The sequence below is a fragment of the uncultured Corynebacterium sp. genome (assembly GCF_947253065.1).
Classification (GTDB): Bacteria; Actinomycetota; Actinomycetes; order Mycobacteriales; family Mycobacteriaceae; genus Corynebacterium.
In genome coordinates this window covers 68,783-94,333 of record NZ_CAMXWS010000002.1, presented here as the reverse complement: position 1 = coordinate 94,333, position 25,551 = coordinate 68,783, and the positions used below count along the sequence as shown (strand labels likewise).

Genomic DNA, 25,551 nt, shown 5'->3' with positions numbered 1-25,551 from the left:
GATTAGATCTCGTAGTTGCCGCGTTGCTTGGCCAGGTCCGTCGCCGACGGTGTCTGGTCAGCCAGCGCGATGAAATTGCGCAAAATGTGGCCCATCTGGCGGGTCTCCACGAGGAAGGCGTCGTGTCCGACCGGGGAGACAATTTTGTTCATGGCTAGCAGATTCCCGATATTGCGGGACAGGTGCTCCTGTTGGTGGAACGGGTAGAGAATATCGGTGTCCACGCCGACGACCATGGTTGGGACGTTGATCTGCGCCAATGCACGGTTGAGTCCGCCGCGCCCGCGGCCAATGTCGTGGCGGGAGAGGGACTCGGTGATGGTGACATACGAGCCAGCGTCGAAACGCGAGACTAGTTGTTCCCCCTGGTGGTCAAGGTAGCTCTGTACGGCGAAGCGCTGGTGTTCATCACGGTAAGAACCAAGCGGGTTCTCCCCAGGCTGGGCCATGGTGCCGAAGCGCTCGTCGATTTCCTGCTCACCGCGATACGTCAGGTGCGCGAGGCGACGGGCAGCAGCAAGACCAGCATCGGGGGAGCGGCCGGTGCCGTAATAGTCGCCACCCTGCCAGTCCGGATCGCGCACGATCGAGGTGATCTGCGCAGTTTGGATCCCGATCTGCCATGCCGACGCACGCGCAGACATAGCGATCACACAGGAATAATTCGCCCAATCTGGGTACATCAGCGTCCACTCGAGCGCACGAGCGCCACCCATGGATCCACCGATGATCGCGTGCATGCTGTTGATGCCCAGCGACTCCAAGAACTGGGCCTCCGCGCGCACTTGGTCGCGGATCGAGATAGCAGGGAAACGGGAACCCCACGCACCACCATCAGGGTGCTCGCTCGACGGGCCAGTCGAACCTGAACAGCCACCCAGCACATTTGTGCACATGATGCAGAACCGGTCGGTGTCTAGCGGCGCGCCGGGACCGATGAGATCCTGCCACCAGGAGACAGCATCGGAATCACCGGTCAAGGCATGCTCGACCAGGATCAGATTATTGCGGCCGTGGGGGTCACCGGAAAACTCGCCCCAACGTCGATAAGCAATGCTTACGTCGCGGATCGTGGCGCCGGCCTCTGTGTGCACGTCGCCGATCTGCTGGGTGGCGAGCTCGCCTTCAGGCGCGAGAGTGATCATGCGATAGCCGCGAAACCGCGCTCGAGGTCAGCGATGATGTCGTTGATATCTTCGATGCCCACGGACAGGCGGATCGTCGCCTGAGTGATGCCCGCGCGCTTCAGACCAGCCTCATTGGACTGCGAGTGCGTCGTGGATGCCGGGTGGACAACGAGGGAGCGGACATCGCCGATATTCGCCAGGTTGGAGTGCAACTTCAGTGCGTCAATGAACTTCCACGCCTTCGACTTATCGGCAGAATCGCCCGCGAGATCAAACGACAGCACCGAACCGGTGTACTTCAGGCCCAGCTTTTCCTTCGTCGCATAGTGCGGCGAATCCGGCAGGCCCGCGAAATTCACGTGCGCGACCTCGTCCTTGCCAGCCAGGTATTCCGCGACCTTCAGCGCATTCGCATTGTGCTTATCCACGCGCAGGCCCAGCGTATCCATCCCCTGCAGCGCCACCCAGGCGTTGAATGGCGAAATGGCGGCACCTGTATCGCGCAGGATGCCGGCGCGGGCCTTCACCGCGAAAGCCGGTGCGCCGAGGTCCGCGTAAACAAGACCGTGGTAGGCCGGGTCAGGGTTGACGAAGTACGGGAAGACCGGTTCGCCGTCGCGGGTGACGGTCCAGTCGAAGGAGCCGCCGTCGATAAGTGCGCCACCGAGAGCAGCGCCGTTGCCGGTGTAGAACTTCGTGGTGGACACGATAACGACGTCCGCGCCGTGCTCCAGCGGCTTCACCAGCGTCGCGGTGGCCATCGTGTTGTCAACGATCAACGGCACCTGGTTGTTGTGCGCGACCTCCGCGACAGCCGGGATATCCAGCACATCCGCGATCGGATTGCCGAAAGTCTCGCCGTAGAACGCCTTCGTATTCGGCTTGACCGCCGACTGCCAGCTAGCCGGGTCATCCGGGTTCTCCACGAAGCTGACCTCGATGCCCAGGCGGGGAAGCGTGACCTCAAAGAGCGTTTCCGTGCCGCCGTACAGACGCGGGGACGTGACAATGTGGTCGCCCGCGCTAGCCAGGTTCGTGATCGCCGCGGTCTCCGCAGCCATACCCGAAGCGAAAGCCACCGCTGCGACACCGCCCTCGAGCGATGCCAGACGGTTCTCCAGCGCCTCCTGGGTTGGGTTGGTGATGCGGGTGTAAATCGGGCCCGGATCCGCCAAAGCGAAACGGTCCTGCGCGTGCTGCGTGTCGTTGAACACGTAGGACGTGGTCATGTAAATCGGCTGGTTACGAGCGCCGACCTCCGAGTCGACACTCTGCCCCGCGTGAATCGCGCGGGTATCAAAAGACCAGTCGTTTGCTGCACTGTTGTCGTATTGAGGCATGGGCACCAAGCTAGGAGCCTGCGCGGGCTGCTGCAAGAGGTTTTAGTGTGAGCGGTCCGGTCCCGCAGCGAAAAAGCGGACCAAGCTGTCTATTTGCTGTTCTGGGCTTGCAGTTCTGTGTGAATCTAAATCGGCGGTGGAACCTGGTTGCTGCCGGTGCAGTCTAAAGGGACATGGATGATGAACGATTCGCAAAACTCACGGAACCAATTACAGACATGCGAACAATCGATCAGGTCGCAAGACGCCCTGGCGAAGCGGAACAACTCCATGAATTATCCGGGACGCTGCACTATCCAACCAGTCTTTTCGTGGCGCTGCCATTCCATGAAAAACGCTACATACTTGCTTATGCTGCCGCGCAAAGCTCCTCCAGCTCAGTCCTTGTATCTCGTTCTGCAGCCAGGCTCTGGAATATGTGGGTTGTGGCCACCACACCTGAAACAATCGAATTGGCTTTGCTGAGTGGAAAGGCGTCGCCCTCCCGATCCCAACAACATCGGTACACCTACCGGTACGGGAAAATCCATCCCACTGAAATCACCGCTGTGCGTGGTGCAGCGGTTACTAACGCGATACGCACCTTCGTAGATATAGCGAGGTACCACGGCTTTCACGAAGGGATCGTGGCCGCCGACTGCCTGTTGCGCAATGGCTTCACTAAGCAGGCAATCCGCCAGTACATGGGCACTCTTGGCAGAAAGAAGGGGATTGCTATTGCGCGCAGATGTCTTGATTTTGCGGTTGGCAATTCAGACTCGGCCTATGAGAGCTACGCCCGGGCTCTGCTGATCGAGGCTGGCATCGAAGGGATTGTCACGCAATTCCAGATTGGACGATTTCGCGCTGATCTCTGCATTGGTGGTTGGTTGCTCGTTGAAATTGATGGGCGGGCGAAATACGAAGGCGCTGATGGCAAGAGATTGGTATACAAGGACCTTGTTCGACAGCGAGACATTGAGAACCAGGGCTATGTTTTTCGTCGGGTGTCGCCGGAGTTTTTGTTGAAGCACCCTGACCGATTCGTTGCCGACATTCTCGCCGTTATCCAAGCTCGAGGGCGGGGGCCAGCGCAGCCATAGGAGTGTTTTGGCTTGCGGGATTAGTCATAGCGACGCAAACACCTATTCCTAAACACCTGTTCTCCAGGTGATGGAGGCGACAGGAATACCGCTGACCTTGTGAACAGGTATTTAGGAATAGGTGTTTAGAAAAGTGGCCCCAAACGACGAACGGCCCGACCCCGCAAAACCTGCGGGACCGGGCCGAAAGGCCGAAACGCCGTAATAGGCCGATATCGTGGTTAGCTCTCCAGCTCGTCGACGATGCGGTTGAAGGTCTCGGACGGGCGCATGACCTTGGTGGTCATGGCGTCGTCGACCCAGTAGTAGCCGCCGAGGTCGGCGGGGGAGCCTTGGACGTCGAGAAGCTCTTGGAGGATGGTCTCCTCGTTATCGCGCAGGTCGGCGGCGATCTTCTCGAAGCCGGAGGCGAGCTCGGCGTCGTCGGTCTGCTTTGCCAACTCTTCGGCCCAGTAGCGGGCGATGAAGTAGTGGGAGCCGCGGTCGTCGATCTCACCCGCCTTGCGGGACGGGGAACGGCCTTCGTCGAGGAAGGTCTCGATGGCGCGGTCCAGGGTGTCGCCCAGGACGCCGGCGCGGGCGTTGTCGTTCTTGTCCTGCTCGTGGCGGAAGGACTCGGTGAGGGCGAGGTACTCGCCGAGGGAGTCCCAGCGCAGGTGGTTTTCTTCTTGGACCTGCTGGACGTGCTTCGGGGCGGAGCCGCCGGCACCGGTCTCGAACAGGCCGCCGCCAGCCATGAGCGGAACCACGGACAGCATCTTGGCGGAGGTGCCCAGCTCGAGGATGGGGAAGAGGTCGGTGTTGTAGTCACGCAGCACGTTACCGGTGACGGAGATGGTGTCCTCGCCCTTGCGGATGCGCTCGACGGAGATCTTGGTCGCGGTGACCGGGTCCTCGATGGAGATGTCGAGGCCCTCGGTGTCGTGATCCTGCAGGTACTTCTTGACCAGCTCGATGAGGTTGGCGTCGTGGCCGCGCTCCGGGTCGAGCCAGAAGATAGCCTTCATGCCGGACAGGCGAGCACGGTTGACAGCCAGCTTGACCCAGTCCTGGATCGGGGCGTCCTTGGTCTGGCAGGCGCGCCAGATGTCACCCTCCTCCACGTCGTGGGAGATGAGAGCCTCGCCCTTGGAGTTGCGGACCTCAACGGTGCCGGCTGCCGGCACCTTGAAGGTCTTGTTGTGGGAGCCGTACTCCTCAGCCTTCTGCGCCATGAGGCCGACGTTCGGGACGGTACCCATGGTGGTCGGGTCGAAGGCGCCGTTGGCGCGGCAGTCGTCGATAACAGCCTGGTAGACGCCAGCGTAGGAGGAATCCGGGATCACGGCCAGGGTGTCCTGTTCCTGGTCGTCGGCGTTCCACATGTGGCCGGAGGTGCGGATCATGGCGGGCATGGAGGCGTCGATGATCACGTCGGAGGGCACGTGCAGGTTGGTGATGCCCTTGTGGGAGTTGACCATGGCGAGCGCGGGGCCGTCGGCAAGCTGCTGCTCGAACGCCTTGCGGATCTCCTCGCCGTTCTCCAGCTCGGACAGGCCGTCGAGGATGGCGCCGAGGCCGTTCTCGCCGTCGAGACCGGCCTCGAGGAGCTCGGCACCGTACTTGTCAAAGACGGGCTTGAAGTAGGCGCGCACGACGTGGCCGAAGATGATCGGGTCGGAGACCTTCATCATGGTGGCCTTGAGGTGGACGGAGAAGAGAACGTTCTCGTCTTTTGCGCGCTTGACGGCCTCGAGGAGGAAGGCGTCGAGTGCTGCGACGGACATGAAGGTTCCATCGATGACGTCACCGGCAGCGACCTTGACGTCGTCGCGGAAGATGCGCTCCTTGTCGGCACCGACAAGCTTCATGGTCAGCGTGTCGTCCTTGTCCAGGATGACGGACTTCTCGTTGTGGCGGAAGTCGCCGCTCGTCATGGTGGCCACATTGGTCTTGGAGTCAGCGGACCATTCACCCATGGAGTGCGGGTGCTTGCGGGCGAAGTTCTTCACCGAGCGCGGTGCGCGACGGTCAGAGTTGCCCTGGCGCAGGACCGGGTTAACGGCGGAGCCCTTCACAGCGTCGTAACGCTTGCGAATCTCTTCCTCGGTCTCGTTGTTCGGGTTCGCTGGGTAGTCGGGGATGTCGAATCCGGCGTCCTGCAGCTCCTTGATCGCGTTGCGCAGCTGCACCAGCGATGCGGAGATATTCGGCAGCTTCACGATGTTGGCTTCGCGCGTGCCCGCCAGTTCGCCGAGCTTTTCCAGGTAGTCCGGAACTCGCTGGTCCTCACCGAGGTAGTCGGGGAACTGCGAGAGGATACGGCCGGCAAGGGAAATATCGTAGGTTTCTACGTCCACACCAGCGTTGGATGCGAAAGCTTCGACGATTGGTTTGAGGGAGTAGGTAGCTAGAAGCGGAGCTTCGTCCGTCTTGGTCCAGATGATTTTGGCCATGGGTCACCTCAAATAGTCTTAAACGTTCTATTTCTCAATGTGTCAGCCCACCAGCGTACCCATTAACGTTTCAGTCCGCCGACTTGGCTCCTTGCAGCGCCAGGTAAGGTAGGCCCGCATGAGCCTCACTATTGCATCAGTCAACGTCAACGGCATTCGCGCGGCTACGAAGGTGCGCAATGAGAACAACCCGGGCATGCTCGCCTGGCTCGAGGAGACTTCAGCCGATGTGGTGCTGATGCAGGAGGTCCGTGCAACGGAGGATCAGGCCGAAAAGGCACTGGCCCCGGCGATCGAGCAGGGGTGGCATGTGTATTTCGCACCGGCCGCCACGAAGGGTCGCGCGGGCGTGGGCATCGCGTCGCGCACACCGCTTTCCGACGTCCGCATCGGCATCCCCGAATTCGAGGATTCCGGTCGCTTCATCGCGGGCACGCTTGACGACGGCACCGTGGTCGCCTCCCTCTACCTTCCCTCTGGCAGCACTGAGACGGAGAAGCAGGATGAGAAGTGGCGCTTCCTGGACCAGTTCGAACCGCTGCTGGCGCAGTGGGCAGATGAGCATAAGGACATGGTGATCGGCGGTGACTGGAATATCTGCCACCGCCGTGAAGATTTGAAGAACTGGAAGGGCAACCAGAAGTCCTCTGGCTTCCTACCGGGCGAGCGTGCGTTTATGGACTCGGTCTTTGGCTGCTTCCCGGACGATGAGGCCCAGGATATCGAGGCCAAGGATGAGGCCGGCTTCTTTGGTGCCGTCGAGTACGTCAGCGATGTCCGTCGCGTTGCCTGCGATGAGCCGCGCTGGTTCGACGTTGCCCGCCGCCTGCAACCAGACGATGCTCCCTACACCTGGTGGACTTACCGTGGCCAGGCGTTTAATAACAATGCTGGCTGGCGCATTGACTACCAGGCGGCTACCGCAAGCATGCTTGAGCGCGCCCAGCGCACCTGGGTGGAAAAGGCCCCGACCGTTGAGGAGCGTTGGTCCGACCACTCGCCGCTGCTGGTTGAGTACCGCTAAGTAGCGGTCGCTAGACTGTTTTCCATGACTGCTGCTGAAAACCCCGGGAACCCCGAGAACACGTCCACTTCCGCTCAGACAGGCACCCAGCGTGTCTTGTCTGGCATCCAGCCCACGGCGGATTCGTACCACCTGGGCAATTATTTGGGGGCGCTGAAGCAGTGGATTGATCTGCAGGATGGGTATGACGCGTTCTACTTCATCCCGGATCTACACGCGATCACGGTGGACCAGAACCCGGAGGAGCTGCGTGAGCGCACATTGAAGGGTGTGGCACAGCTGATCGCGCTGGGCATTGACCCGGATAAGTCCACGTTGTTCGTGCAGTCGCATGTGCCGGAGCATGCGGAGCTGACGTGGGTGCTGCAGTGCCTGACGGGCTTCGGTGAGGCGAGCCGCATGACGCAGTTCAAGGACAAGTCGCAAAAGCAGGGCCAGGACCGCACGTCGGTGGGCCTGTTCACGTACCCGGTGCTCATGGCGGCGGATATCTTGCTGTACTCGCCGCAGTTGGTGCCGGTGGGTGAGGATCAGCGTCAGCACCTGGAGCTCACCCGCACGCTCGCGGAGCGTTTCAACAGCCGTTATGGCCAGACTTTTGAGGTGCCGGAGGGCTTCATCCCGGAGGGCTCAGCGAAGATCTATGACCTGCAGGAGCCGACGGCGAAGATGAGTAAGTCGGGTGCGAATCCGAAGGGCATTATCAATCTGCTGGATGAGCCGAAGACGTCGGCAAAGCGCATCAAGTCTGCGGTCACGGACAATGACGGCGTGATCGCTTTCGATCGTGAGAATAAGCCGGGCGTGTCCAATTTGCTAGCTATTCAGTCGGCGTTGACGGGCAAGAGTATTGATTCGCTTGTCGCTGGTTATGAGGGCCAGGGTTACGGCGCGCTCAAGGGCGATACGGCAGATGCGCTTGAAGCGTTCACGACGCCGCTGCGTGCACGTTATGACGAGCTGATGAGTGATCGTGCCCAGCTCGAGGACATTCTTGCCCGTGGTGCGGCTCGTGCGCGTGAGATTGCGCACCCGCTGCTCGCGGATGTTTATGAGAAGACGGGCTTCCTCGTTCCGCGTCGCTAAAAGCACGCTTATCGACGTCGCGTTTAGCCTGCGACCCAACACCGGCCATTAGCCACCGGCGCCCCGTTGAGGCGCAGGTGTTCGGCCGGTGTTTTAACATGAGTGGACAAAACCTTAGGAAAGGACCGGAAGATCCATGGCAACTGCCACATCGCCCCGCGAGGGCTTTACGGATGAGCAAGGAATTGAACGCGCCCACCCGACCCAGCAGGACGAGGGAGCGATGGACAAGGTGAAGGAGAAGGCTCCGCCGGTCGCGCACGCGATGCGCATGAACGAGCGCTTCGGCGCCCAGGGCGGTAATCAATTCGCCGCCGGCATCACGTACTTTTCGGTGCTGTCGATCTTCCCGTTGGCCATGTTGCTGTTTGCCGGCATCGGTTTCGTTTTGGCGGCGCGCCCGGATCTGATGGCGCAGCTGCAGGAGCAGATCGCTAATTCAGTTGAGGGTGACACCGGTGAGATGGTCAATGAGGTCGTGCAAACGGCGATTGATCAGCGCGGTGCTGTTGCCGGTATTGGTTTGTTGACCACGCTGTGGTCGGGCTTGAGCTGGATGAACCACCTGCGCACAGGCATTTCTGCCATGTGGGCGCTGGACGCGAATGAGGGCGGCGGAAACTTCGTCACAAAGAAGCTCGCGGACCTGGTCGCGCTCATCGGCCTGCTCGTGCTGTTTGTGCTGGCCTTTGCGGTCACGGCGGTGGGCTCGTCCAGTCTGACCACCACGGCGATGGAGCACTTCGGCATCGGCAACTTCCCGGGTGCACGCCTCGTTGTGTGGGTGGCAGGTCTGGTCGCCGGTATCTTTGCTAACTTCCTGGTGTTCTGGTGGATGATCGTGTTCATGCCACGCACCAAGGTGCCGCTGAAGTCTGGCTTCAAGGGTGCATTGCTCGGTGCAGTCATCTTTGAGCTGATCAAGCAGTTCTCCACCGTCATCATCGGCTCTGCCACCGGCAACCCGGCGGGCGCGCTGTTTGGCCCGATCATCTCCCTGATGGTCGTGCTCTACCTGGTCTGGCGCGTGGTCCTCTACGTTTCGGCGTGGACGGCGACGACGAAGGAATCCCTCGCGAAGGAAGCGCCGGCGGTTCCGGAGCCGGCTGTGATCAATATTCGTGCTGGCGTCAACGAGCCGGATAACACCGGCCGCACGCTCGGTATTGGTGCGGCACTTGGCGCTATTGGCGTTGCCGCCGTTTCTTTGCTGACGCGAGACTAAGCCAGGTACCTATTCCAGCCAGGGCGACAACGCCCACGAAGACGGCGATTCCTTCCCACGGAAGGGCGCCGTCTTCGGCATTTCCGGGAGAATCAGCCCCGGCATCAGGGGCATCGGTGACGGGGGTGCCGGTGTTGGAGGGTTCGGCGGTGGCGTCGATAAGCGATGCGACTGCGTCATCTGAGCTGAACTTGTAGGCCTCGTGAATGAGGTCTTGTGTTTGCTCCCACGCGCGGCCTTTATCGATGGTGGTGTCCAGCACGATCGCCATGAGCCTGCGGCCGTCGCGGTCGAGCGCGCCGACGAAGGTGTGCTTCGCGTCATCGGTGTAGCCCGTCTTGCCGCCAATGCCGTCGGGGTCGTTGAGGTAGAGCTGATTGTCGTTATAGACATCGAAGCCGGGGATGTCCTCGCCGTTCGCGTCCTTGTAGCCGGGGAAGGGGTACATCTCTGTGGAGACGATCTTGTTGAACGTGGGGTTCTTGAACGCCGCGGAGTACGCAATGCCCATGTCCCATGCGGAGGTGGACATGCCTGGGGCATCAAGGCCTGAATAGCTTGCTGCGCGAGTGTCTTTCATGCCCAGCTCAGCAGCCTTTTCGTTGACCTTTCGCAACGTGACTTCATCGCCGCCGAGTACTTGGGCCAGTGCGTGTGCAGCGTCATTGCCGGAGACCATCAGCAAGCCGTGCAGCAAGTCGTCGATGGAATACTTCCCATTCGGGCCAATGCCTACTGCGGAACCTTCCTGTCCAGCGGATTCCTCGCTGACGGTGACCACCTGGTCCAGCTTCAGCTCATCGATGACCACCAGTGCGAGTAGCACCTTGATGATGGAGGCAGGACGGTAGCGTCCATGCGGATCCTTCATCGCGATGACATCGCCCGTATCGGGGTCAGCCACCAGCCACGCGGTGGCCAGAACTTTGTCGCTGACCTTGAATTTATCCGGTGCGATGATTCCGCACGGGCCGTCATAATCCACCGGCAGTGGGGTCGGGGTGGGCGCACCTGGAGCGATGCGCTCAGACGTGCTCACCGCTTCGGGCGGCAGCGTCGCATTGGGACAATTGTCGGTATTCGGTGCTTTATCGCGCGGGTCCGGGTAGTGCGGTTCGTCTTCAGCTTCCGCATCAGCTTCTTCATCATCGCCAGGTGCGAGCGGCTCAGTCGCCTCTGGGATCACAGCTCCCAGTGGCTGCGCGGAAGCTGCGGGCAGCGGGGAGTGCGGAGCAGGCGTATTAGCAATGGGCAGGACAGCAGCCGGCGCAATAGCTGCAGCCAGCGCGATTGAAAGCTTCTTCTTCATCGTCCGGTAAGTCTAGGTCCCGGCGGTGGGAAGAGCTTTTTATGACCCGCGGACAGCCTCACCAACCAAGGTGAGGCTTCCCTTGAAAATGCCCTCTCACCTGCGGTTAGTTAGTACTTACTTGCTTGCGGAAGTAATTGATGTCCGAGTAGAACGGACACTGTGAACGAAAAAGAAAACGCTGTTGCTGCCATTTCGCAGTCGGATGAAACCAGTGAAATAGCTAAATCAACGGACGCGACTGAGGTTGAAGTAGAAACCCACGGCATGGGGGAGAAGCTCAATCGCCTGCGTGCCGCAGTGCTTGGCGCTAATGACGGCATTGTTTCCACTGCTGCAGTCGTCGTCGGTGTTGCCGGCGCAACATCGAGCACCCGTGAGATTTTCACGGCAGGTCTCGCAGCACTTGTCGGTGGTGCTATCTCCATGGCGTTGGGCGAGTACGTCTCTGTTTCCTCCCAACGTGATGCGGAGAAGGCAGCAGTCGACTCTGAACGCGCATTGCAAGCCAAGGATCCCGAAGCCGAATTCGCACACCTCGTGCAGGCTTACAAGAATTCCGGGCTGTCTGATGAGACCGCTTTGGCTGTGGCGCGTGAGCGGACCGAGAATGATCCACTGGCTGCGCACTTGGAGGTCCACTATGGCATCGACGAGGAGGACATCGTCAGCCCCTGGTCTGCTGGCATTGCCTCTTTCTTGGCATTCGCGGTCGGCGCAATCCTGCCGCTTCTGGCAATCATGGTCGCACCAGCAGCAGTTCGCGTTGTGGTCTGCGTGGTGGTCACGTTGATCGCTCTGGCCATCACCGGTGCTATCTCTGCCAAGCTCGGTGGTGCAAAGCCGGGCCGCGCGGTGGTCCGGCTGGTCATCGGTGGTGGCTTGGCCCTGGCAGGAACCTTCGCTGTTGGTTCGCTCTTTGGTACCGCTGTGGGATAAAGGTCCCCTCGAAACACAAAGATGGCCACAGGCGATGTGCCTGTGGCCATGAGTTTGCGGTGGCTGGCCGCTATTGCTGTTTAGAACTTGGAGAAGCGCTTGACCAGAAGCTCTTCGAGTTCGCGCCAGCCCTCGGCCTTGTCATTGAACGGGGCGGACGGGACATAACCGGCGGCTTCGGTGGAGCCCATCATGTAGGCCAAGTAGTCCTGCATGCGGGGATTAGCCAGAAGGTAAGAGTTCAGCGAGTCATCCTCCGCCCAGTCAGCAGCATCGGCCATCAGCTCGTAAGCCTTGGACATCTGTTGGGTGTCCACAGTGTCCACGCCCTTTTCGATGTCGGCGGCGATGCCATTGAGGGAGTAGGAGTTGTCTGGGTGGACGGTGACCTCCAGCTCGCCAGCATTAGCCAGTGTCTGCAGATCGTCCCAGGTGCTCACGCGCGCGAGCTCATGGTCCTCGTTGTCCACGAGCCAGCGCAGCATGTGCTTGGCGGTGGGGAAGGTGAAGATCTCACCGAACTTGCCCAGGAAGACCGGAGAATCACCGAGGTAGGTACGCAGGGTGTACACGCCCTTGCCTTGGACAGTGATCTTGACTGGGTCGATGCCAGCTTGGGCCCATGGCGAGGAATCATAAGGATCAGCTGCATTGCGAGCCTCTTCGGCTTCCTTCTCAGCCTTGGCGCGCTCCTCAGCGCGTGCGCTCGACGCAGTGGCGATCTCAGCTGCAGCAGACTTGAGACGGGCAGAGTCCAGCTCATCGTCGTTGATGATGCGGACTGCCTCATCGAGGGAAGCAATCACATTCTCCCAGTTGGCCAGGACGGTTCGGCCGACGCCAGACCACTCGTCAAGCCCGGTGTCGCCGGAGTAGTGTTCGTGGCCGCGGCGGACATTGCCCAGAATCGAGTGGGAGGCGAAGAAGATATTCGCGTCCTGCGCACCGGCGATCTCCGCGAGCGAGCGTGCCAGCTGGAAATTGCGGGAGACTGCCGAGACATTCTCGTGGCTCGGACGGCCAGCCAAGAAGGCGGGCACGCCGATGAGGTCGTAGTAGTTCTTCTCCGTCGGCACCACGCGGTCAGCGCCACCGGACTGGAAGGCTTCCCACTTCGGGTGCTCGGACAGGTCGGCGCTGCCGTGGTCTTCGAGGTAGACCAGCAGGGCTTCCGGGCTGTTGAAAGCCAACACGTCATCGGCATCGCCGAAGAAGGCCTGCCATTCGGAGCCGCCTTGGCGCCAGGTCGGGGCCCAGAGAGTGTAGAAATCTCCCTGGGTCAACGAGATCTTCACGGGGAGAATCGCGCGCGTATTCATGGGCACACACTTTACTAAACCCGTATACAAACTTCGTCACTGGGAATGCCTGCTCGTGTAGTGCTTTGCGCAGTTGGTTTACACGGTTGGCCGCCAGAACCCCATGAATGGCATTCCGATATTGCTGGTGCGCACAGGGTTCATCTGCACCGGGTCGCCAGCTTCGACCATCATGCCGTCGCCGGCGTACATCGCCACGTGGCCGGACCAGACGACGAGATCGCCAGGTTGCAGGTCCTCGTATTGGACTTGTTGGCCGACGGCTTGGTTCTCCGCAGTGCGGGGAATTTCCACACCGGCTTGGCCATAGGCCCAGGAAGTCAACCCGGAACAATCGAAGCCACCGGGTGCACTGCCGCCCCAGACATATGGGGTGCCCACCATGGACTTCGCAGCATCGACGGCAGCTTGCCCTGCAGCACTGCCACCACTGGATGAGTGCGAGGCAGGCACGGTCGAAGACATTCCGGTGGGGCCATCAGGCACCTCGACCTTTTTCTGTTCGGCAGTCACGGTGGTGGATGTGGAGCGCAAGTCACTACTCGCAACCTCTGCAGAAGTGGAAGGTACGAGCGGTTCGCGGCCCAATGCGGCAGCAACGAGGGAATCGAGACGACGGACAAGCGGGTCGAGGTCGCGTTCGAGCTGATCTAGCCGCGAGTTCACGTCCCACAGTGCAGCAGCTGCCAATGCCGCCAGTTCCGCTGCGGCGGCCACACCAGCGGGTCCTGCGAAAAGCTGTGGGATCAACGGTTGGGCTTGGCCGACGAAACGTTGGCCGATCAGGACGATGTCGGTCGCAGCGCTGGCAATCTTCGGTGCCGAGTCGCGGAGGGTGTCCAAGATTGCATCACGGTCAGCGGCGAGATTTTGCGCTGCGTTGAGCAGACGGCTCGGATCAGCACCAACAACTTCTGCCAACGGAACGGCTGATGCGAATTCGGGTGTCGGCCCGAGACCGAGACCGGGTAGCGGTTCAGGCACGGCATGCATGATCGCACTTAGGACTGGCTCGACCAGTGCGGAACCAGCTGAGGCGGCCAAGGAGGTGAGGATTGGTGATTTCACGGCAGTGGTCATGATTGGATCGCCTCGAATCGGTGGGCCGACGCGGCGTCGATAAGCTGGGCCTTCTCCCTGAATACCGTCATGTTGTCCGCGATGCGGTGTGCTTCGCGCTCGAGCAGATCAGACTGCCCATTCGCGGTGTCGACAGCGCGGGTGAGCGCATCGACGAGCGGTGCGATCGGGCCGACGGCGGGCAACGGCGGCAAGGTGATGTGTTCCAGTGAGTCAGCGTCCGCGCGCAGCGATGCGAGATGGTTGTTGGTGGCAGGAATATCCATGTTCAAAATGTGCATGCCTTATTGGACTGCCTTAACCCCCTTCCCGGTTCCATGCATGCGCAAACTTCCCGATAGCATGGGGAACTATGGAGATCACCATCATCGACCACCCGTTGGCCCAAGCTCGTATGAGCCGTCTGCGCGATGAGCGCACGAGTAATTCCAGTTTCCGTGCGGCCCTGTCGGATTTGGGTGCGATGCTGGTCTACGAAGCGTCGCGTGACGCGGCGGTTGAAAGCTACGAATGCAAGACGCCAGTCGGCGTTGCAGAGGGCACGCGCCTGCAGAATCCGCCGATTATTGTGCCGATCATTCGTGCTGGCCTTGGCTTGGTTGAGCCGGCGCTGTCGATGATTCCGGACGCGCAGGTCGGCTTTATTGGTCTGGCGCGCGATGAGGAAACGCACGAGCCGGTGCCGTATCTGGAAGCCTTGCCGGATGATCTGTCTGGCCAGCCGGTGTACCTGGTGGATCCGATGCTAGCTACCGGTGGTTCGTTGGTGCACGCGATTGAGCTGCTCACCGCACGCGGGGCAGATGACATCACCGTGATCTGTGTCGTGTCCGCGCAGCCTGGTGTGGATCGTCTTGCGGAGATGGGCGTGCCGCTGCGTTTGATCACGGCTGCTGTGGATCCGGGTCTGAATGAGGATGCATACATCGTTCCAGGCTTGGGCGATGCGGGCGATCGTCTCTACGGGCCGCGGAATATCAATTTGTAAAGAATTTTTTGTGGCAGCCGGCCGGGCCCTCCGTTATTCTCCGGATTGGAAGAAGCTTAAAAACTTCAAGGGGGGCTTGAAAATGGATGAAGTTTTGCCGTCGGGGCACTGGGCGAGCTACGGATTTGGCTTGTCGGCGCGGCTTCGCTCAGTGCGCGTAATGCGGGGGATTAGCCAAGTGCGTTTGGCGGAATTAGCTGGGTTGTCGCGTTCCTTGGTGTCTAATTTGGAGCGCAATCATTACAACCAAGAGCGCACATCTGATCCGACGATGAGCACGATTTATCGTTTGGCATATGCGCTTCGCGTGCCGCCAGCGGTGCTGCTTCCGGCCGTGGGGGAAGAAGTCGGGCAGATGTGTTGGGAAACGCTCGAGGAATTGGTCGAGGACCAGGTGGAAAGATTGGCCACTCAGGTGTCCTGGCCGGCTCGCCCGGAAGACACGCAGCCTTTCGCACCAGCCTGAAGCGCGCGTGTTAATTAGCCCTGACTTACTGTACAGCTTGGTCTAGTTGTACACTTCGACGCATAACAAATAATGCCGAGAAGCAGGGGAGTGTGCAGCGTGGGTATAGCGGCTCAGGTCGACGCATGGTTGGCGGCGCACCGCGAAAAGGTTATTGGCTGGCGCCGTCACCTGCACTCGCACCCGGAGTTGTCGCACAACGAGTTTGAGACCACTCAGTTCATCGCTGAGGTGCTCAAAGACCATGGGCTTGAACCCAAACTATTCCCGGAAACCGGCCTGTATGTTGATCTCGGTCCGGAATCCAATGAGCGTCTGGGCTTCCGCGCAGATATTGATGCATTGCGCGTTGAAGAAGTCTCCGGTCTGCCTTTCGCATCACGCACCCCGGGCATTTCCCACTCGTGCGGCCACGATGTGCACACCACGATCTGCTTGGCGCTGGCATGCGCATTATCGACGATTGACCTGCCATTCGGGATTCGCATCATCTTCCAACCGGCGGAAGAAGTCATGGACGGCGGTGCCCGCGACGTGATCGCATGGGGTGGACTTGAGGGCGTGTCCAGCATTTATGCCGTTCACGCGGAGCCGAAGTTGCGCGTTGGCCAGGTCGGCGTGCGCACCGGTGCCATTACGTCCGCAGCCGACGTGTTGCGCATCGAGGTCACCGGGCCCGGCGGTCACACATCCCGCCCACATCTGACCGCCGATGTCGTCTACGCCTTGGGCAGCCTGGTCACCCAGCTGCCGGGACTGCTGTCGCGCCGGGTCGATCCGCGCACCGGCACGGTGTTGGTCTTCGGCCAGATCGAGGCCGGATTTGCCGCGAATGCAGTGCCGAAAACCGGCCGCGTTTCGGGCACGATCCGCACGCAAGACATTGGCACGTGGCGTACGTTGGAGCCGCTCATGCGCGAGCTTATCGACGCAGTGGTGCTCCCCACCGGCTGCGAATACGAACTGTCGTATATCCGTGGCGTGCCGCCAGTGATGAACGATGATGTGGCCACCGCCGTACTTGCTGGCGCGGCACAGTCGGTGGATCCACACGCCGTGGTCCAGGCACCACAGTCCAGTGGTGGTGAGGATTTCTCCTGGTACCTTGAGCACATTCCGGGCTCGATGGCTCGTCTGGGCTGCTGGCAGGGCACCGGCCAGAAATACGATCTGCACCGCGGCGACATCATTGTTGATGAGCGCTGCATTGATGTCGGCGTGCGCCTTTTCGGTTCCGTGGTGGACCGCTATGACGGCGGTCTTGCAGACGCTGCTTCGCTTTAATTCTTCGCTTCGACCCCAGCCAGTAGGCGGCTTTTTGTCCTGGGGGCTACAGTGGACACCCGGTAACTCTGAAGAAGAATTTTGCAACGCGAAGCGCAAAGGAGTCATGCGTGTCCAAAAAGATCGTGATCATCGGCGGCGGCCCGGGCGGCTACGAGGCAGCTCTCGTGGGCAGTTCCTATGGTGCGGACATCACGCTGGTTGAGGATCTCGGTGTCGGTGGCTCCGGCATTCTGCGCGATGTCGTTCCGTCGAAGGGCTTCATCGCGGGCACGAATATTAAGACTGACCTGCGTCGCGCTGATGCAATGGGTCTGAAGCACGGCCTTGGCGATGTGAACCTGTCTGTCCCGGCGCTGAACAACCGCGTTGTCGCGCTTGCTTCGGAGCAGTCGCGCGATATCCGTGCACAGATCGAGCGTGCAGGCGTGCGCATCATCAACGGCCGCGGTCGTTTCGCTGCAAAGCAGGATGGCCACACCACGCACCGCGTTGAGGTGGCGCTTAACGACGGCACGGAGGAGACCATCGACTGCGACATGGTCTTGATCTCCACCGGTGCATCCCCGCGTGTTCTTCCGAAGGCGAAGCCGGATGGCCGTCGCATTCTGAACTGGCAGCAGATGTACGACCTGATTGAGGAGCCGGAGCACCTCGTCGTGGTCGGTTCCGGTGTGACCGGTGCAGAGTTCGTTTCCGCCTACGCCGAGTTGGGCGTGAAGGTCACTATGGTCGGCTCTTCCGACCGCATCTTGCCGCACGATGATGCTGATGCCGCTGACGTGCTGGAGCAGGTCCTGTCCAACCGCGACGTGACCCTGGTGAAGGACGCACGCGTGGACAGCGTGGAGAACACCGGTGATGGTGTGATTGTGCGCACCAGCGATGGCCGTGAGATCACTGGATCGCACTGCCTGATGTCCATTGGTTCGATCCCGAATACGAAGGACCTGCAGCTGGAATCCCAGGGTGTGGATGTCACTCCGTCGGGCCACATTCACGTTGACCGTGTTTCCCGCACCAATGTCTCTGGCATTTACGCTGCGGGTGACTGCTCGGACCTCATGCCGCTCGCATCGGTCGCTGCAATGCAGGGCCGTATCGCTATGTACCACGCGCTCGGTGAGGGCGTGGAGCCGCTGCGTGTCCGCACCGTCGGCAACGCAGTGTTCACCCGTCCGGAGATCGCTGCCGTGGGTATCACGGAGCAGCAGATCCACAATGGTGAGTACAACGCAGACATCATCAAGCTGGAGCTGGCCACAAACCCGCGCGCCAAGATGCGTTCGCTGAAGACTGGTTTTGTGAAGATCTTCGCCCGCAAGGGCTCCGGCCAGGTGCTCGGTGGCGTGATCGTCGCCCCGACGGCATCTGAGCTGATCCTGTCGCTCACCATCGCCGTGACCAATAACCTCACGGTTGAGCAGCTGGCTAATTCCATGGCGGTCTACCCGTCCCTGTCCGGTTCGATCACCGAGGCAGCACGCCGCTTGGTGCACAAGACTGACCTGAACTAATCAAAACAGCAGGTCACGGCGAAATATAAGTTATATAAGTCCGCGCCGAAATATAAAAAATATAAAGGATATAAAGAAAAGGCAGCCCGCGCTCCAGATTGTTTCGGCATACTAATTAGTGACGCGAAACACAAAGGTGTTTCGCAGTGACGTTGTATGACCGCGGAGATGATCCAGGAGGTTGGCTGTCCAATGATTGAGCACGAGGTGCGCACGCGCAGATCGGCGGAGGATTTTCCGTACGAGGAGCACCTTGCCTACAAGGTGGCGCAAGTCGCCGCGGACCCAGTGGAGGTCCCGGAAGACACGAAAGAGATGATCATCAACCGCATCATCGACAATGCTGCGGTGGCGGTGGCATCAGTGGTACGCCGACCGGTGACATCGGCGCGAGTGATGGCGCAGGCACATGCCGTGGATAAGCAAGGCGCCGCTGTTTTTGGCGTAGATGGCCGCTATTCCGCGGAGTGGGCGGCGCTGGCGAACGGCACTGCGGTGCGTGAGCTGGACTTCCATGACACGTTCTTGGCGGCGGAGTACTCGCATCCGGGAGACAATATTCCGCCGCTTCTGGCAGTGGCACAGCACAAGGGCCTGGACGGCAAAGCGCTGATCCGGGGCATTGCCACTGGTTATGAGATTCAGGTGAACCTGGTCAAGGGTATCTCCCTGCACGAGTTCAAGATTGATCACGTGGCGCACCTGGGGCCGAGCGTGGCTGCTGGCATTGGCACGATGCTGAACCTGGATGTGGACACGATCTACCAGTCGGTGGGGCAGGCGCTGCACACCACGACGGCGACGCGTCAATCACGTAAGGGTTTGATCTCCTCGTGGAAGGCATACGCCCCGGCATTCGCGGGGAAGATGGCCATCGAGGCGGTTGACCGTTGTATGCGCGGTGAGGGCGCGCCCGCCCCGATCTGGGAGGGCGAGGACGGCGTGATCGCGTGGATGCTGCACAGCCCGGACCGCACCTACACTGTGCCGCTGCCCGCGCCGGGCGAAGAAAAGCGCGCCATCTTGGATACCTACACCAAGGAGCACTCGGCGGAGTATCAGTCGCAGGCACCGATTGACCTGGCACGACGCATGAAGCAGACCATTGCCGATGCGGGACGCACGACCGTGGAGATCGAGTCGATTGTCCTGCATACCTCGCACCACACGCACTATGTCATCGGTACTGGCGCGAACGACCCACAGAAGATGGATCCGACGGCTTCGCGCGAGACCCTGGACCACTCGATCATGTACATCTTCGCTGTCGCGCTTGAGGACGGCATGTGGCATCACATTGATTCCTATTCACCGGAGCGTGCTGGTCGCAAGGAGACCGTCGAGCTGTGGCACAAGATTTCCACCACCGAGGACCCAGAGTGGACTCGCCGCTATCACTCGACTGATCCGAATGAGAAGGCCTTTGGTGCCAAGGCGGTGATCACCTTCGCGGATGGGGAAGTGATCGAAGACGAGTTGGCAGTGGCTGATGCGCACCCGCTCGGTGCGCGTCCGTTTGAGCGTGCCGATTACATTGCGAAATTCCGCACACTCGCCAAGGGGCTGGTGTCGGAAGAAGAGCAGGATCGCTTCATTGCAGCCGTGGAGAACCTGGAAAACCTCAATGATCTGAATGAGCTCAATGTTCGACTTACTGCCGAAGCATTGGCTGCTGCACCGCAAACACCTGAAGGAATCTTCTAAACCACATATCCAAGGGCCTGAGCTAGCGCGAGGCATGAGCGACGCCAGCAAGGGCCCACTCTTTCACCCAAAATATAGTTTTGTAGAGGAGAGAAAATAATGTCGAATCAGCCTGAAATCCGCAAGGGCCTCAATGGTGTTGTCGCTGACTACACGCAGATCTCCAAGGTCAATCCCGAAACGAACTCTTTGCTGTACCGCGGCTACCCAGTCCACGAGCTGGCCAATAATGTCAGCTTCGAAGAAGTAGCCATGCTGCTGTGGAATGGGGAACTGCCCAACGAGGAGGAACTGCAGGAGTTCTACGACGTGGCACGCAGCCGCCGCGGGTTGGATGAGGAACTGATTGGGGTCATCGAGGCGATGCCGAAGGATTGCCACCCGATGGACGTCCTGCGCACCGCCGTATCGTTTTTGGGTACGCGTGACCCGGAGAAATTCACGCCAAATTCTGATCACATCCGGGATATCGCACTGACGCTGCTGACCAAGCTGCCCACCATCATCGCGTTGGATATCCGCCGCCGGCGCGGGGAGGGATACATCGAGCCGGATGTGAATCGCGGTTATGCAGAGAACTTCCTCTGGATGGTCTTCGGTGATGAGGAAGGCTCCCCGGCGACGATTCCGTCGGATGTTGAGGCGTTTGAGAAGTCGATGATCCTGTATGCGGAGCACTCTTTCAATGCTTCGACCTTCACCGCACGCGTGATCACATCCACGCAGTCCGATACCTGGTCCGCGGTTACCGGCGCGATCGGTGCGCTCAAAGGCCCACTGCATGGTGGTGCCAATGAATTCGTCATGCACAATTTCGTCGAGATCGACGATCCGGCGAAGACCGAAGAGTGGACCTTGAATAAGCTGAAGAATAAAGAGCTGGTCATGGGCTTCGGTCACCGCGTGTACAAGAAAGGCGATTCGCGCGTGCCCACGATGGAAGAGGCTTTCAAGAAACTCGCCTCGGAGCACCCGGAAAAGAACGCGGAAAAATGGGTTGAGATGTACGACATCATGGCCAGGACCATGTATGAGAACACCTCGATCAAGATCATGCCCAATCTGGATTTCCCGGCGGGACCTGCGTATTACATTCTCGGATTCGATATTGAATTCTTCACCCCACTGTTCGTCATGGCGCGCATCACTGGGTGGACTGCTCACATCATTGAGCAATTCGAAAACAACACGATCATTCGCCCTCTCGCCGCATACAACGGTGCGGATGAACGTCACGTTTCGGGAGTGGAGGATCGCGGTTCTGACGGCACCGAGCTAGCCGCTGGGTAACGGGCGCACGGGTCTGTGTTCGTAGGTGGCCTTTAAGATTGATTGGTGGAAATGCACCCATCTGATTCCGGGAGGCCCCAATGACTGATCTTGATCGTTCGACGAGCCAGGAAGCAGCACATCTGCCCACCTTCAACAAGATTCTCGTGGCCAACCGCGGCGAGATCGCGGTGCGCGCATTCCGCGCAGCATTTGAGACGGGCGCCAAGACTGTTGCGGTCTACCCGCGCGAGGACCGTCACTCCTTCCACCGCCCATTCGCAGATGAGGCTGTGCAGATCGGTGATGAGGGGCAGCCGGTCCGCGCGTACCTGTCTATCGACGAAATCATGCGCGCCGCCGAGCAGACCGGGGCAGATGCGGTCTACCCCGGTTACGGTTTTCTCTCTGAGCGCGCTGACTTAGCGCGCGCCTGCCGTGAGCGGGGCATCACCTTCATCGGCCCGACCGCAGAAACCCTTGATCTGACCGGTGATAAGGCCGCTGCAGTCCGCGCTGCGGAAGAGGCCGGTCTGCCGGTGCTCAAGGATTCTGAGGCGACCACGGATGTGAGCAAACTCGTTGAGTGGGCTGATGATTTCGAATTCCCTGTCTTCGTCAAAGCGGTATCCGGTGGCGGCGGAAGGGGAATGCGCTTCGTCGATAAGCGTGAAAACCTTGAGTCGCTCGCTGCGGAAGCATCGCGTGAGGCGGAAGCCGCATTCGGTGATGCGAATGTGTACCTCGAGCAAGCGGTGATCAACCCGCAGCACATTGAGGTGCAGATCTTGGGGGATTCCGCGGGCAATGTCATGCACTTGTTTGAGCGTGATTGCTCCGTGCAGCGCCGCCACCAGAAGGTCGTAGAGATCGCGCCCGCGCAGCACATCACCGAAGAACAGCGTGAACGCATCTGCCAGGACGCGGTGAATTTCTGCCGCCACATCAACTACCAAGGCGCCGGCACCGTCGAATTCCTGGTGGATGAGAAGGGCAACCATGTCTTCATTGAGATGAACCCGCGCGTGCAGGTCGAGCACACGGTGACTGAGGAGGTCACGGGTGTAGACATTGTGAAATCGCAGATGCACATCGCGGCGGGTGCAACGCTGGACCAGCTGAGCCTGCACCAGGATGAGATCACGCTGACGGGCGCTGCCTTGCAGTGCCGCATCACCACTGAGGATCCGAATAATGGCTTCCGCCCGGATTCCGGTGTGATCACTGGCTACCGTTCACCGGGCGGTGCTGGTGTGCGCCTAGACGGCAATGTGTCGGTGGGCTCGGAGATCACCCCGAATTTCGATTCGCTGTTGGTGAAGATGACCTGCCGTGGCAAGGATTTCGAGACGGCTGTGGCGCGTGCCCGCCGTGCGCTCAACGAATTCTCCGTCAATGGTGTGTCCACGAATATCGGCTTTTTGCGCGCGCTGTTGAGCGAGCCGGACTTCACGGAAAAGCGCATTTCTACCAGCTTCATCGCGGATCACCCGATGCTGCTTGAGGCTCCGGCCGCGCCGGATGAGGCTGGCCGTATCCTCGAATACTTGGCGTGGGTGACGGTGAATCAGCCGAATGGTCCGCGTCCGACGAATATTCAGCCGTCGAAGAAGCTGCCGGAGCTGAACTACACCTCCACGCCACGCGGCGCACGCGATGAGCTGCGCGAACTCGGCCCAGAGAAGTGGGCGGAGAAGCTGCGCGGCCAGACAGCGCTCGGTGTCACCGACACGACGTTCCGCGATGCACACCAGTCTTTGCTGGCCACCCGCATTCGCACGAACACGCTCGTCGCCGCGGCGAAGCACGTCGGGCATCTCACGCCGGAGCTCACCTCCGTTGAGGCATGGGGTGGTGCGACCTACGACGTGGCCATGCGTTTCCTCCACGAATCGCCGTGGACGCGCCTGGAAGAGCTGCGCGAAGCAATGCCGAATATGAATATTCAGATGCTGCTGCGAGGCCGTAATACGGTCGGCTACACGCCGTACCCGGAATCCGTCACGCGCGCATTTGTGAAGGAAGCAGCCAGCTCCGGGGTGGATATCTTCCGCATCTTTGACGCGCTTAACGACGTCTCCCAGATGCGCCCCGCCATCGATGCCGTGCTGGAGACCCAGTCCACTGTGGCTGAGGTAGCAATGGCGTATTCGGGCAACCTGATGGACCCAAATGAGGACCTGTACACCCTTGATTACTACCTGCGTCTGGCTGAGGAAATCGTCGAGACCGGTGCTCATATTCTGGCCATCAAGGACATGGCGGGACTCATGCGCCCGGCCGCTGCCGCGAAATTGGTCACTGCTCTGCGTGAGCGCTTTGATCTGCCGGTGCACGTGCACACCCACGACACTGCTGGCGGCCAGCTGGCAACGTATCTTGCCGCAGCTAATGTCGGTGCCGATGTCGTGGATGTGGCTTCTGCACCTTTGGCGGGCACGACTTCGCAGCCGTCCATGTCCGCGCTGGTGGCAGCATTTGCCAACACTGAGCGTGATACGGGCCTCTCTTTGGAAGCAGTCAGCAGCCTAGAGCCATTCTGGGAGGCAGTCCGCCAGATCTATGCTCCGTTCGAGTCGGGCATTCCTGGCCCGACCGGTCGTGTGTACCGCCACGAGATCCCGGGCGGCCAGCTATCCAACCTGCGTACCCAGGCTGTTGCTTTGGGGCTGGGGGACCGTTTTGAGCTGATCGAGGACTACTACGCCGCAGTCAACGAAATGCTCGGTCGTCCGACGAAGGTCACGCCATCCTCGAAGGTCGTGGGCGATCTGGCCCTGCACCTCGTGGGCGCTGGTGTTGATCCGGAGGAATTCGCGCGTGACCCGCAGAAATTTGATATCCCGGACTCCGTGATCGGCTTCCTCCGTGGCGAGCTAGGCACCCCTCCGGGCGGCTGGCCGGAATTGCGTGACCGCGCACTCGGCGGGCGCAAGGAGACACCGCAGCTTTCTAGCGTCCCGGCGGACCTGGCTGAGGATCTGGAATCCGAGGACCACCGTGCACGTCGCGCTAGCTTGGACAAGCTGCTCTTCCCGAAGCAGTACGCCGAATTCCTCGAGCACCGTCGCACTTACGGCATCACTGACCAGTTGTCGGACAAGACCTTCTTCTACGGCCTGAACGAGGGCGAGGAGACAATGATTTGGTACGGCGACCTGGAAGAACAGCAGACGCCACTGGTTGTGCGTTTAGATGCGGTGGGTGAGCCGGATGAGAAGGGCATGCGCCGCGTGATTATCAATGTCAACGGCCAGATCCGTCCGGTGACCGTCCGTGATGAGAATGCGGAGTCGTCTGTCGCTGAAGTGGAAAAGGCCGATGCGGGCAATCCGAACCACGTCGCCGCACCGTTTGCTGGTGTGGTCACGGTGACCGTAAAGGAGGGCGATGAGGTCGCTGCCGGCGACCAGGTCGCATCCATTGAGGCAATGAAGATGGAAGCATCCATCTCCGCCCCGAAGGATGGCGTGATTGAGCGCATTGCCTTCACTCAGGCCACGAAGGTGGAAGGCGGCGATCTCGTCGCCGTGATCCGCTAAGAGCCGCCCACACAAAGCGCACACAAAAGCCGCTAGGCTCCGCACTCCCTCCGAGAGGAGGGTGGTGCGGGAGCTAGCGGCTTTGTGCTGTGGAAGAAGGAGTGGGGAGAAGAGCGAGCTAAGCGAGAAGCTCTTCCATCTCCTTCATCTCCGCGGTCTGGACGTCGACCATCTCCTGTGCCAGCTCGCGCAGCGGGGCATACCCGCCGTTGTCGATCTGGTCCTGCGTCATGGGGATGACATGATCGTGGTGGTAGTGCATCATCTCCAGGAAGGTGGTGCGCAGCTCATCGCCTTCCAGCGTTGCGAATTCTTCGAGCTCTTCCGGCTGGAACATCCCGTTCGCGATGTGGGTCGAGTGCATCTCCATGTCGTCCTGGATGCCCCACTCGTCAGCCCAGGCGCGCATCTGCTCGTTCTCGCGCTCTTGACCGTCCTTGATGCGCTGAGCCAGGTCGCGGACCTGCTCGTCGTCGACATCGGATTCAAGCAGCACGTCGGACATGTCGATGGCCTGCTGGTGGTGGGGGACCATCATGCCGAGGAAGTGGACGTCCACTTCGTTGTGTGTCCCTTCCGCCTCGTCCCCGCCGTCACTGAAGGCCCCGCGGACCGTCGGGCTGAGGGCGGCGATGAGCAACACGAGCGCGGCGATGACGGCGAGGGCAATGATCCACGGCTTGCGGTCCGGCCGCGTTAGCTCCTCGGATCCAGTGGCACGGACATCAAGTCCATTATTGAGTTCTCTGTCTGCCATTGGCATCCCCTTTCAGTGTTCAGGGTCAGACTAGCTGTCAGTCCCAGGTCAACGCCAC

Annotated in this window: 20 protein-coding genes; 12 read left to right on the top strand and 8 right to left on the bottom strand. The window is 60.3% G+C overall.

Features of this window, described 5'->3' with window-relative positions; genetic code table 11:
• Window positions 1-2: 2 nt before the first annotated feature.
• On the bottom strand, window positions 3-1,145 hold the full coding sequence (locus Q0X21_RS01220; RefSeq protein WP_297849876.1) for a homoserine O-acetyltransferase: 1,143 nt from the start codon (window positions 1,143-1,145) through the stop codon (window positions 3-5).
• Entirely contained in the window at window positions 1,142-2,467 is a 1,326-nt protein-coding gene (locus Q0X21_RS01215) for an O-acetylhomoserine/O-acetylserine sulfhydrylase (RefSeq protein WP_297849875.1), read from the bottom strand. The genes Q0X21_RS01220 and Q0X21_RS01215 overlap by 4 nt, the downstream gene beginning before the upstream one ends.
• Before the next feature lie 173 nt (window positions 2,468-2,640).
• Between Q0X21_RS01215 and Q0X21_RS01210 the strand changes: the two genes are divergently transcribed.
• The gene (locus tag Q0X21_RS01210) at window positions 2,641-3,549 is read left to right on the top strand and encodes an endonuclease domain-containing protein (protein ID WP_297849874.1); all 909 of its coding nucleotides are present in this window, start codon (window positions 2,641-2,643) and stop codon (window positions 3,547-3,549) included.
• Between the two features lie 221 nt (window positions 3,550-3,770).
• On the opposite strand, the gene Q0X21_RS01205 is transcribed toward Q0X21_RS01210, so the two are convergent.
• On the bottom strand, window positions 3,771-5,984 hold the full coding sequence (locus Q0X21_RS01205; protein ID WP_297849873.1) for an NADP-dependent isocitrate dehydrogenase: 2,214 nt from the start codon (window positions 5,982-5,984) through the stop codon (window positions 3,771-3,773).
• A gap of 118 nt (window positions 5,985-6,102) precedes the next feature.
• On the opposite strand from Q0X21_RS01205, the gene Q0X21_RS01200 reads away from it, so the two are divergent.
• The 3 genes from Q0X21_RS01200 (at window position 6,103) to Q0X21_RS01190 (ending at window position 9,319) form a co-directional block, all read left to right on the top strand.
• Window positions 6,103-7,008, top strand: a complete 906-nt coding sequence (locus Q0X21_RS01200; protein WP_297849872.1) for an exodeoxyribonuclease III — start codon at window positions 6,103-6,105, stop codon at window positions 7,006-7,008.
• 24 nt (window positions 7,009-7,032) lie between these two features.
• Window positions 7,033-8,094, top strand: a complete 1,062-nt coding sequence (gene trpS, locus Q0X21_RS01195) for a tryptophan--tRNA ligase (protein WP_297849871.1) — start codon at window positions 7,033-7,035, stop codon at window positions 8,092-8,094.
• A gap of 136 nt (window positions 8,095-8,230) precedes the next feature.
• Window positions 8,231-9,319, top strand: coding sequence for a YhjD/YihY/BrkB family envelope integrity protein (locus tag Q0X21_RS01190; RefSeq protein WP_297849870.1), 1,089 nt, complete (start codon window positions 8,231-8,233; stop codon window positions 9,317-9,319).
• On the opposite strand, the gene Q0X21_RS01185 is transcribed toward Q0X21_RS01190, so the two are convergent.
• On the bottom strand, window positions 9,279-10,628 hold the full coding sequence (locus Q0X21_RS01185; protein ID WP_297849869.1) for a D-alanyl-D-alanine carboxypeptidase family protein: 1,350 nt from the start codon (window positions 10,626-10,628) through the stop codon (window positions 9,279-9,281). The genes Q0X21_RS01190 and Q0X21_RS01185 overlap by 41 nt on opposite strands.
• Before the next feature lie 267 nt (window positions 10,629-10,895).
• On the opposite strand from Q0X21_RS01185, the gene Q0X21_RS01180 reads away from it, so the two are divergent.
• Window positions 10,896-11,567, top strand: a complete 672-nt coding sequence (locus tag Q0X21_RS01180; protein WP_297849898.1) for a VIT family protein — start codon at window positions 10,896-10,898, stop codon at window positions 11,565-11,567.
• Between the two features lie 80 nt (window positions 11,568-11,647).
• Here the strand turns inward: Q0X21_RS01180 and Q0X21_RS01175 are convergent, their stop codons facing one another.
• The 3 genes from Q0X21_RS01175 to Q0X21_RS01165 all read right to left on the bottom strand — a co-directional run bounded on the left by Q0X21_RS01175 (window position 11,648) and on the right by Q0X21_RS01165 (window position 14,247).
• Window positions 11,648-12,886, bottom strand: a complete 1,239-nt coding sequence (locus tag Q0X21_RS01175; protein WP_297849868.1) for a hypothetical protein — start codon at window positions 12,884-12,886, stop codon at window positions 11,648-11,650.
• A gap of 78 nt (window positions 12,887-12,964) precedes the next feature.
• Window positions 12,965-13,966 (bottom strand): C40 family peptidase, encoded by a 1,002-nt coding sequence (locus tag Q0X21_RS01170; protein ID WP_297849867.1) that lies wholly within the window; start codon window positions 13,964-13,966, stop codon window positions 12,965-12,967.
• Entirely contained in the window at window positions 13,963-14,247 is a 285-nt protein-coding gene (locus Q0X21_RS01165) for a hypothetical protein (RefSeq protein ID WP_297849866.1), read from the bottom strand. Before Q0X21_RS01165 ends, Q0X21_RS01170 begins: the two co-directional genes overlap by 4 nt.
• Window positions 14,248-14,318: 71 nt before the next feature.
• On the opposite strand from Q0X21_RS01165, the gene upp reads away from it, so the two are divergent.
• From upp to Q0X21_RS01130, 7 genes are all read left to right on the top strand, one after another.
• Complete coding sequence (upp, locus tag Q0X21_RS01160; RefSeq protein WP_297849865.1) at window positions 14,319-14,954, top strand: uracil phosphoribosyltransferase; 636 nt, start codon at window positions 14,319-14,321, stop codon at window positions 14,952-14,954.
• 82 nt (window positions 14,955-15,036) lie between these two features.
• A complete protein-coding gene (locus tag Q0X21_RS01155; RefSeq protein WP_297849864.1) occupies window positions 15,037-15,420 on the top strand; it encodes a helix-turn-helix domain-containing protein in 384 nt (127 codons plus the stop codon).
• A 99-nt stretch (window positions 15,421-15,519) separates the two neighbouring features.
• A complete protein-coding gene (locus Q0X21_RS01150) occupies window positions 15,520-16,704 on the top strand; it encodes an amidohydrolase (protein ID WP_297849863.1) in 1,185 nt (394 codons plus the stop codon).
• Window positions 16,705-16,814: 110 nt separating this feature from the next.
• Window positions 16,815-18,221 carry an NAD(P)H-quinone dehydrogenase gene (locus Q0X21_RS01145; protein WP_297849862.1) on the top strand — a complete coding sequence of 469 codons (1,407 nt, stop codon included), beginning with the start codon at window positions 16,815-16,817 and terminating at the stop codon, window positions 18,219-18,221.
• 192 nt (window positions 18,222-18,413) lie between these two features.
• Window positions 18,414-19,925: a 2-methylcitrate dehydratase PrpD gene (gene prpD, locus Q0X21_RS01140; protein ID WP_297849861.1), complete on the top strand. Its 1,512-nt coding sequence runs from the start codon at window positions 18,414-18,416 to the stop codon at window positions 19,923-19,925.
• 99 nt (window positions 19,926-20,024) lie between these two features.
• Window positions 20,025-21,215, top strand: coding sequence for a bifunctional 2-methylcitrate synthase/citrate synthase (locus Q0X21_RS01135; protein ID WP_297849860.1), 1,191 nt, complete (start codon window positions 20,025-20,027; stop codon window positions 21,213-21,215).
• Window positions 21,216-21,295: 80 nt separating this feature from the next.
• A complete protein-coding gene (locus Q0X21_RS01130; protein WP_297849859.1) occupies window positions 21,296-24,736 on the top strand; it encodes a pyruvate carboxylase in 3,441 nt (1,146 codons plus the stop codon).
• A gap of 118 nt (window positions 24,737-24,854) precedes the next feature.
• On the opposite strand, the gene Q0X21_RS01125 is transcribed toward Q0X21_RS01130, so the two are convergent.
• On the bottom strand, window positions 24,855-25,493 hold the full coding sequence (locus Q0X21_RS01125; RefSeq protein WP_297849858.1) for a DUF305 domain-containing protein: 639 nt from the start codon (window positions 25,491-25,493) through the stop codon (window positions 24,855-24,857).
• Window positions 25,494-25,551: the final 58 nt, after the last annotated feature.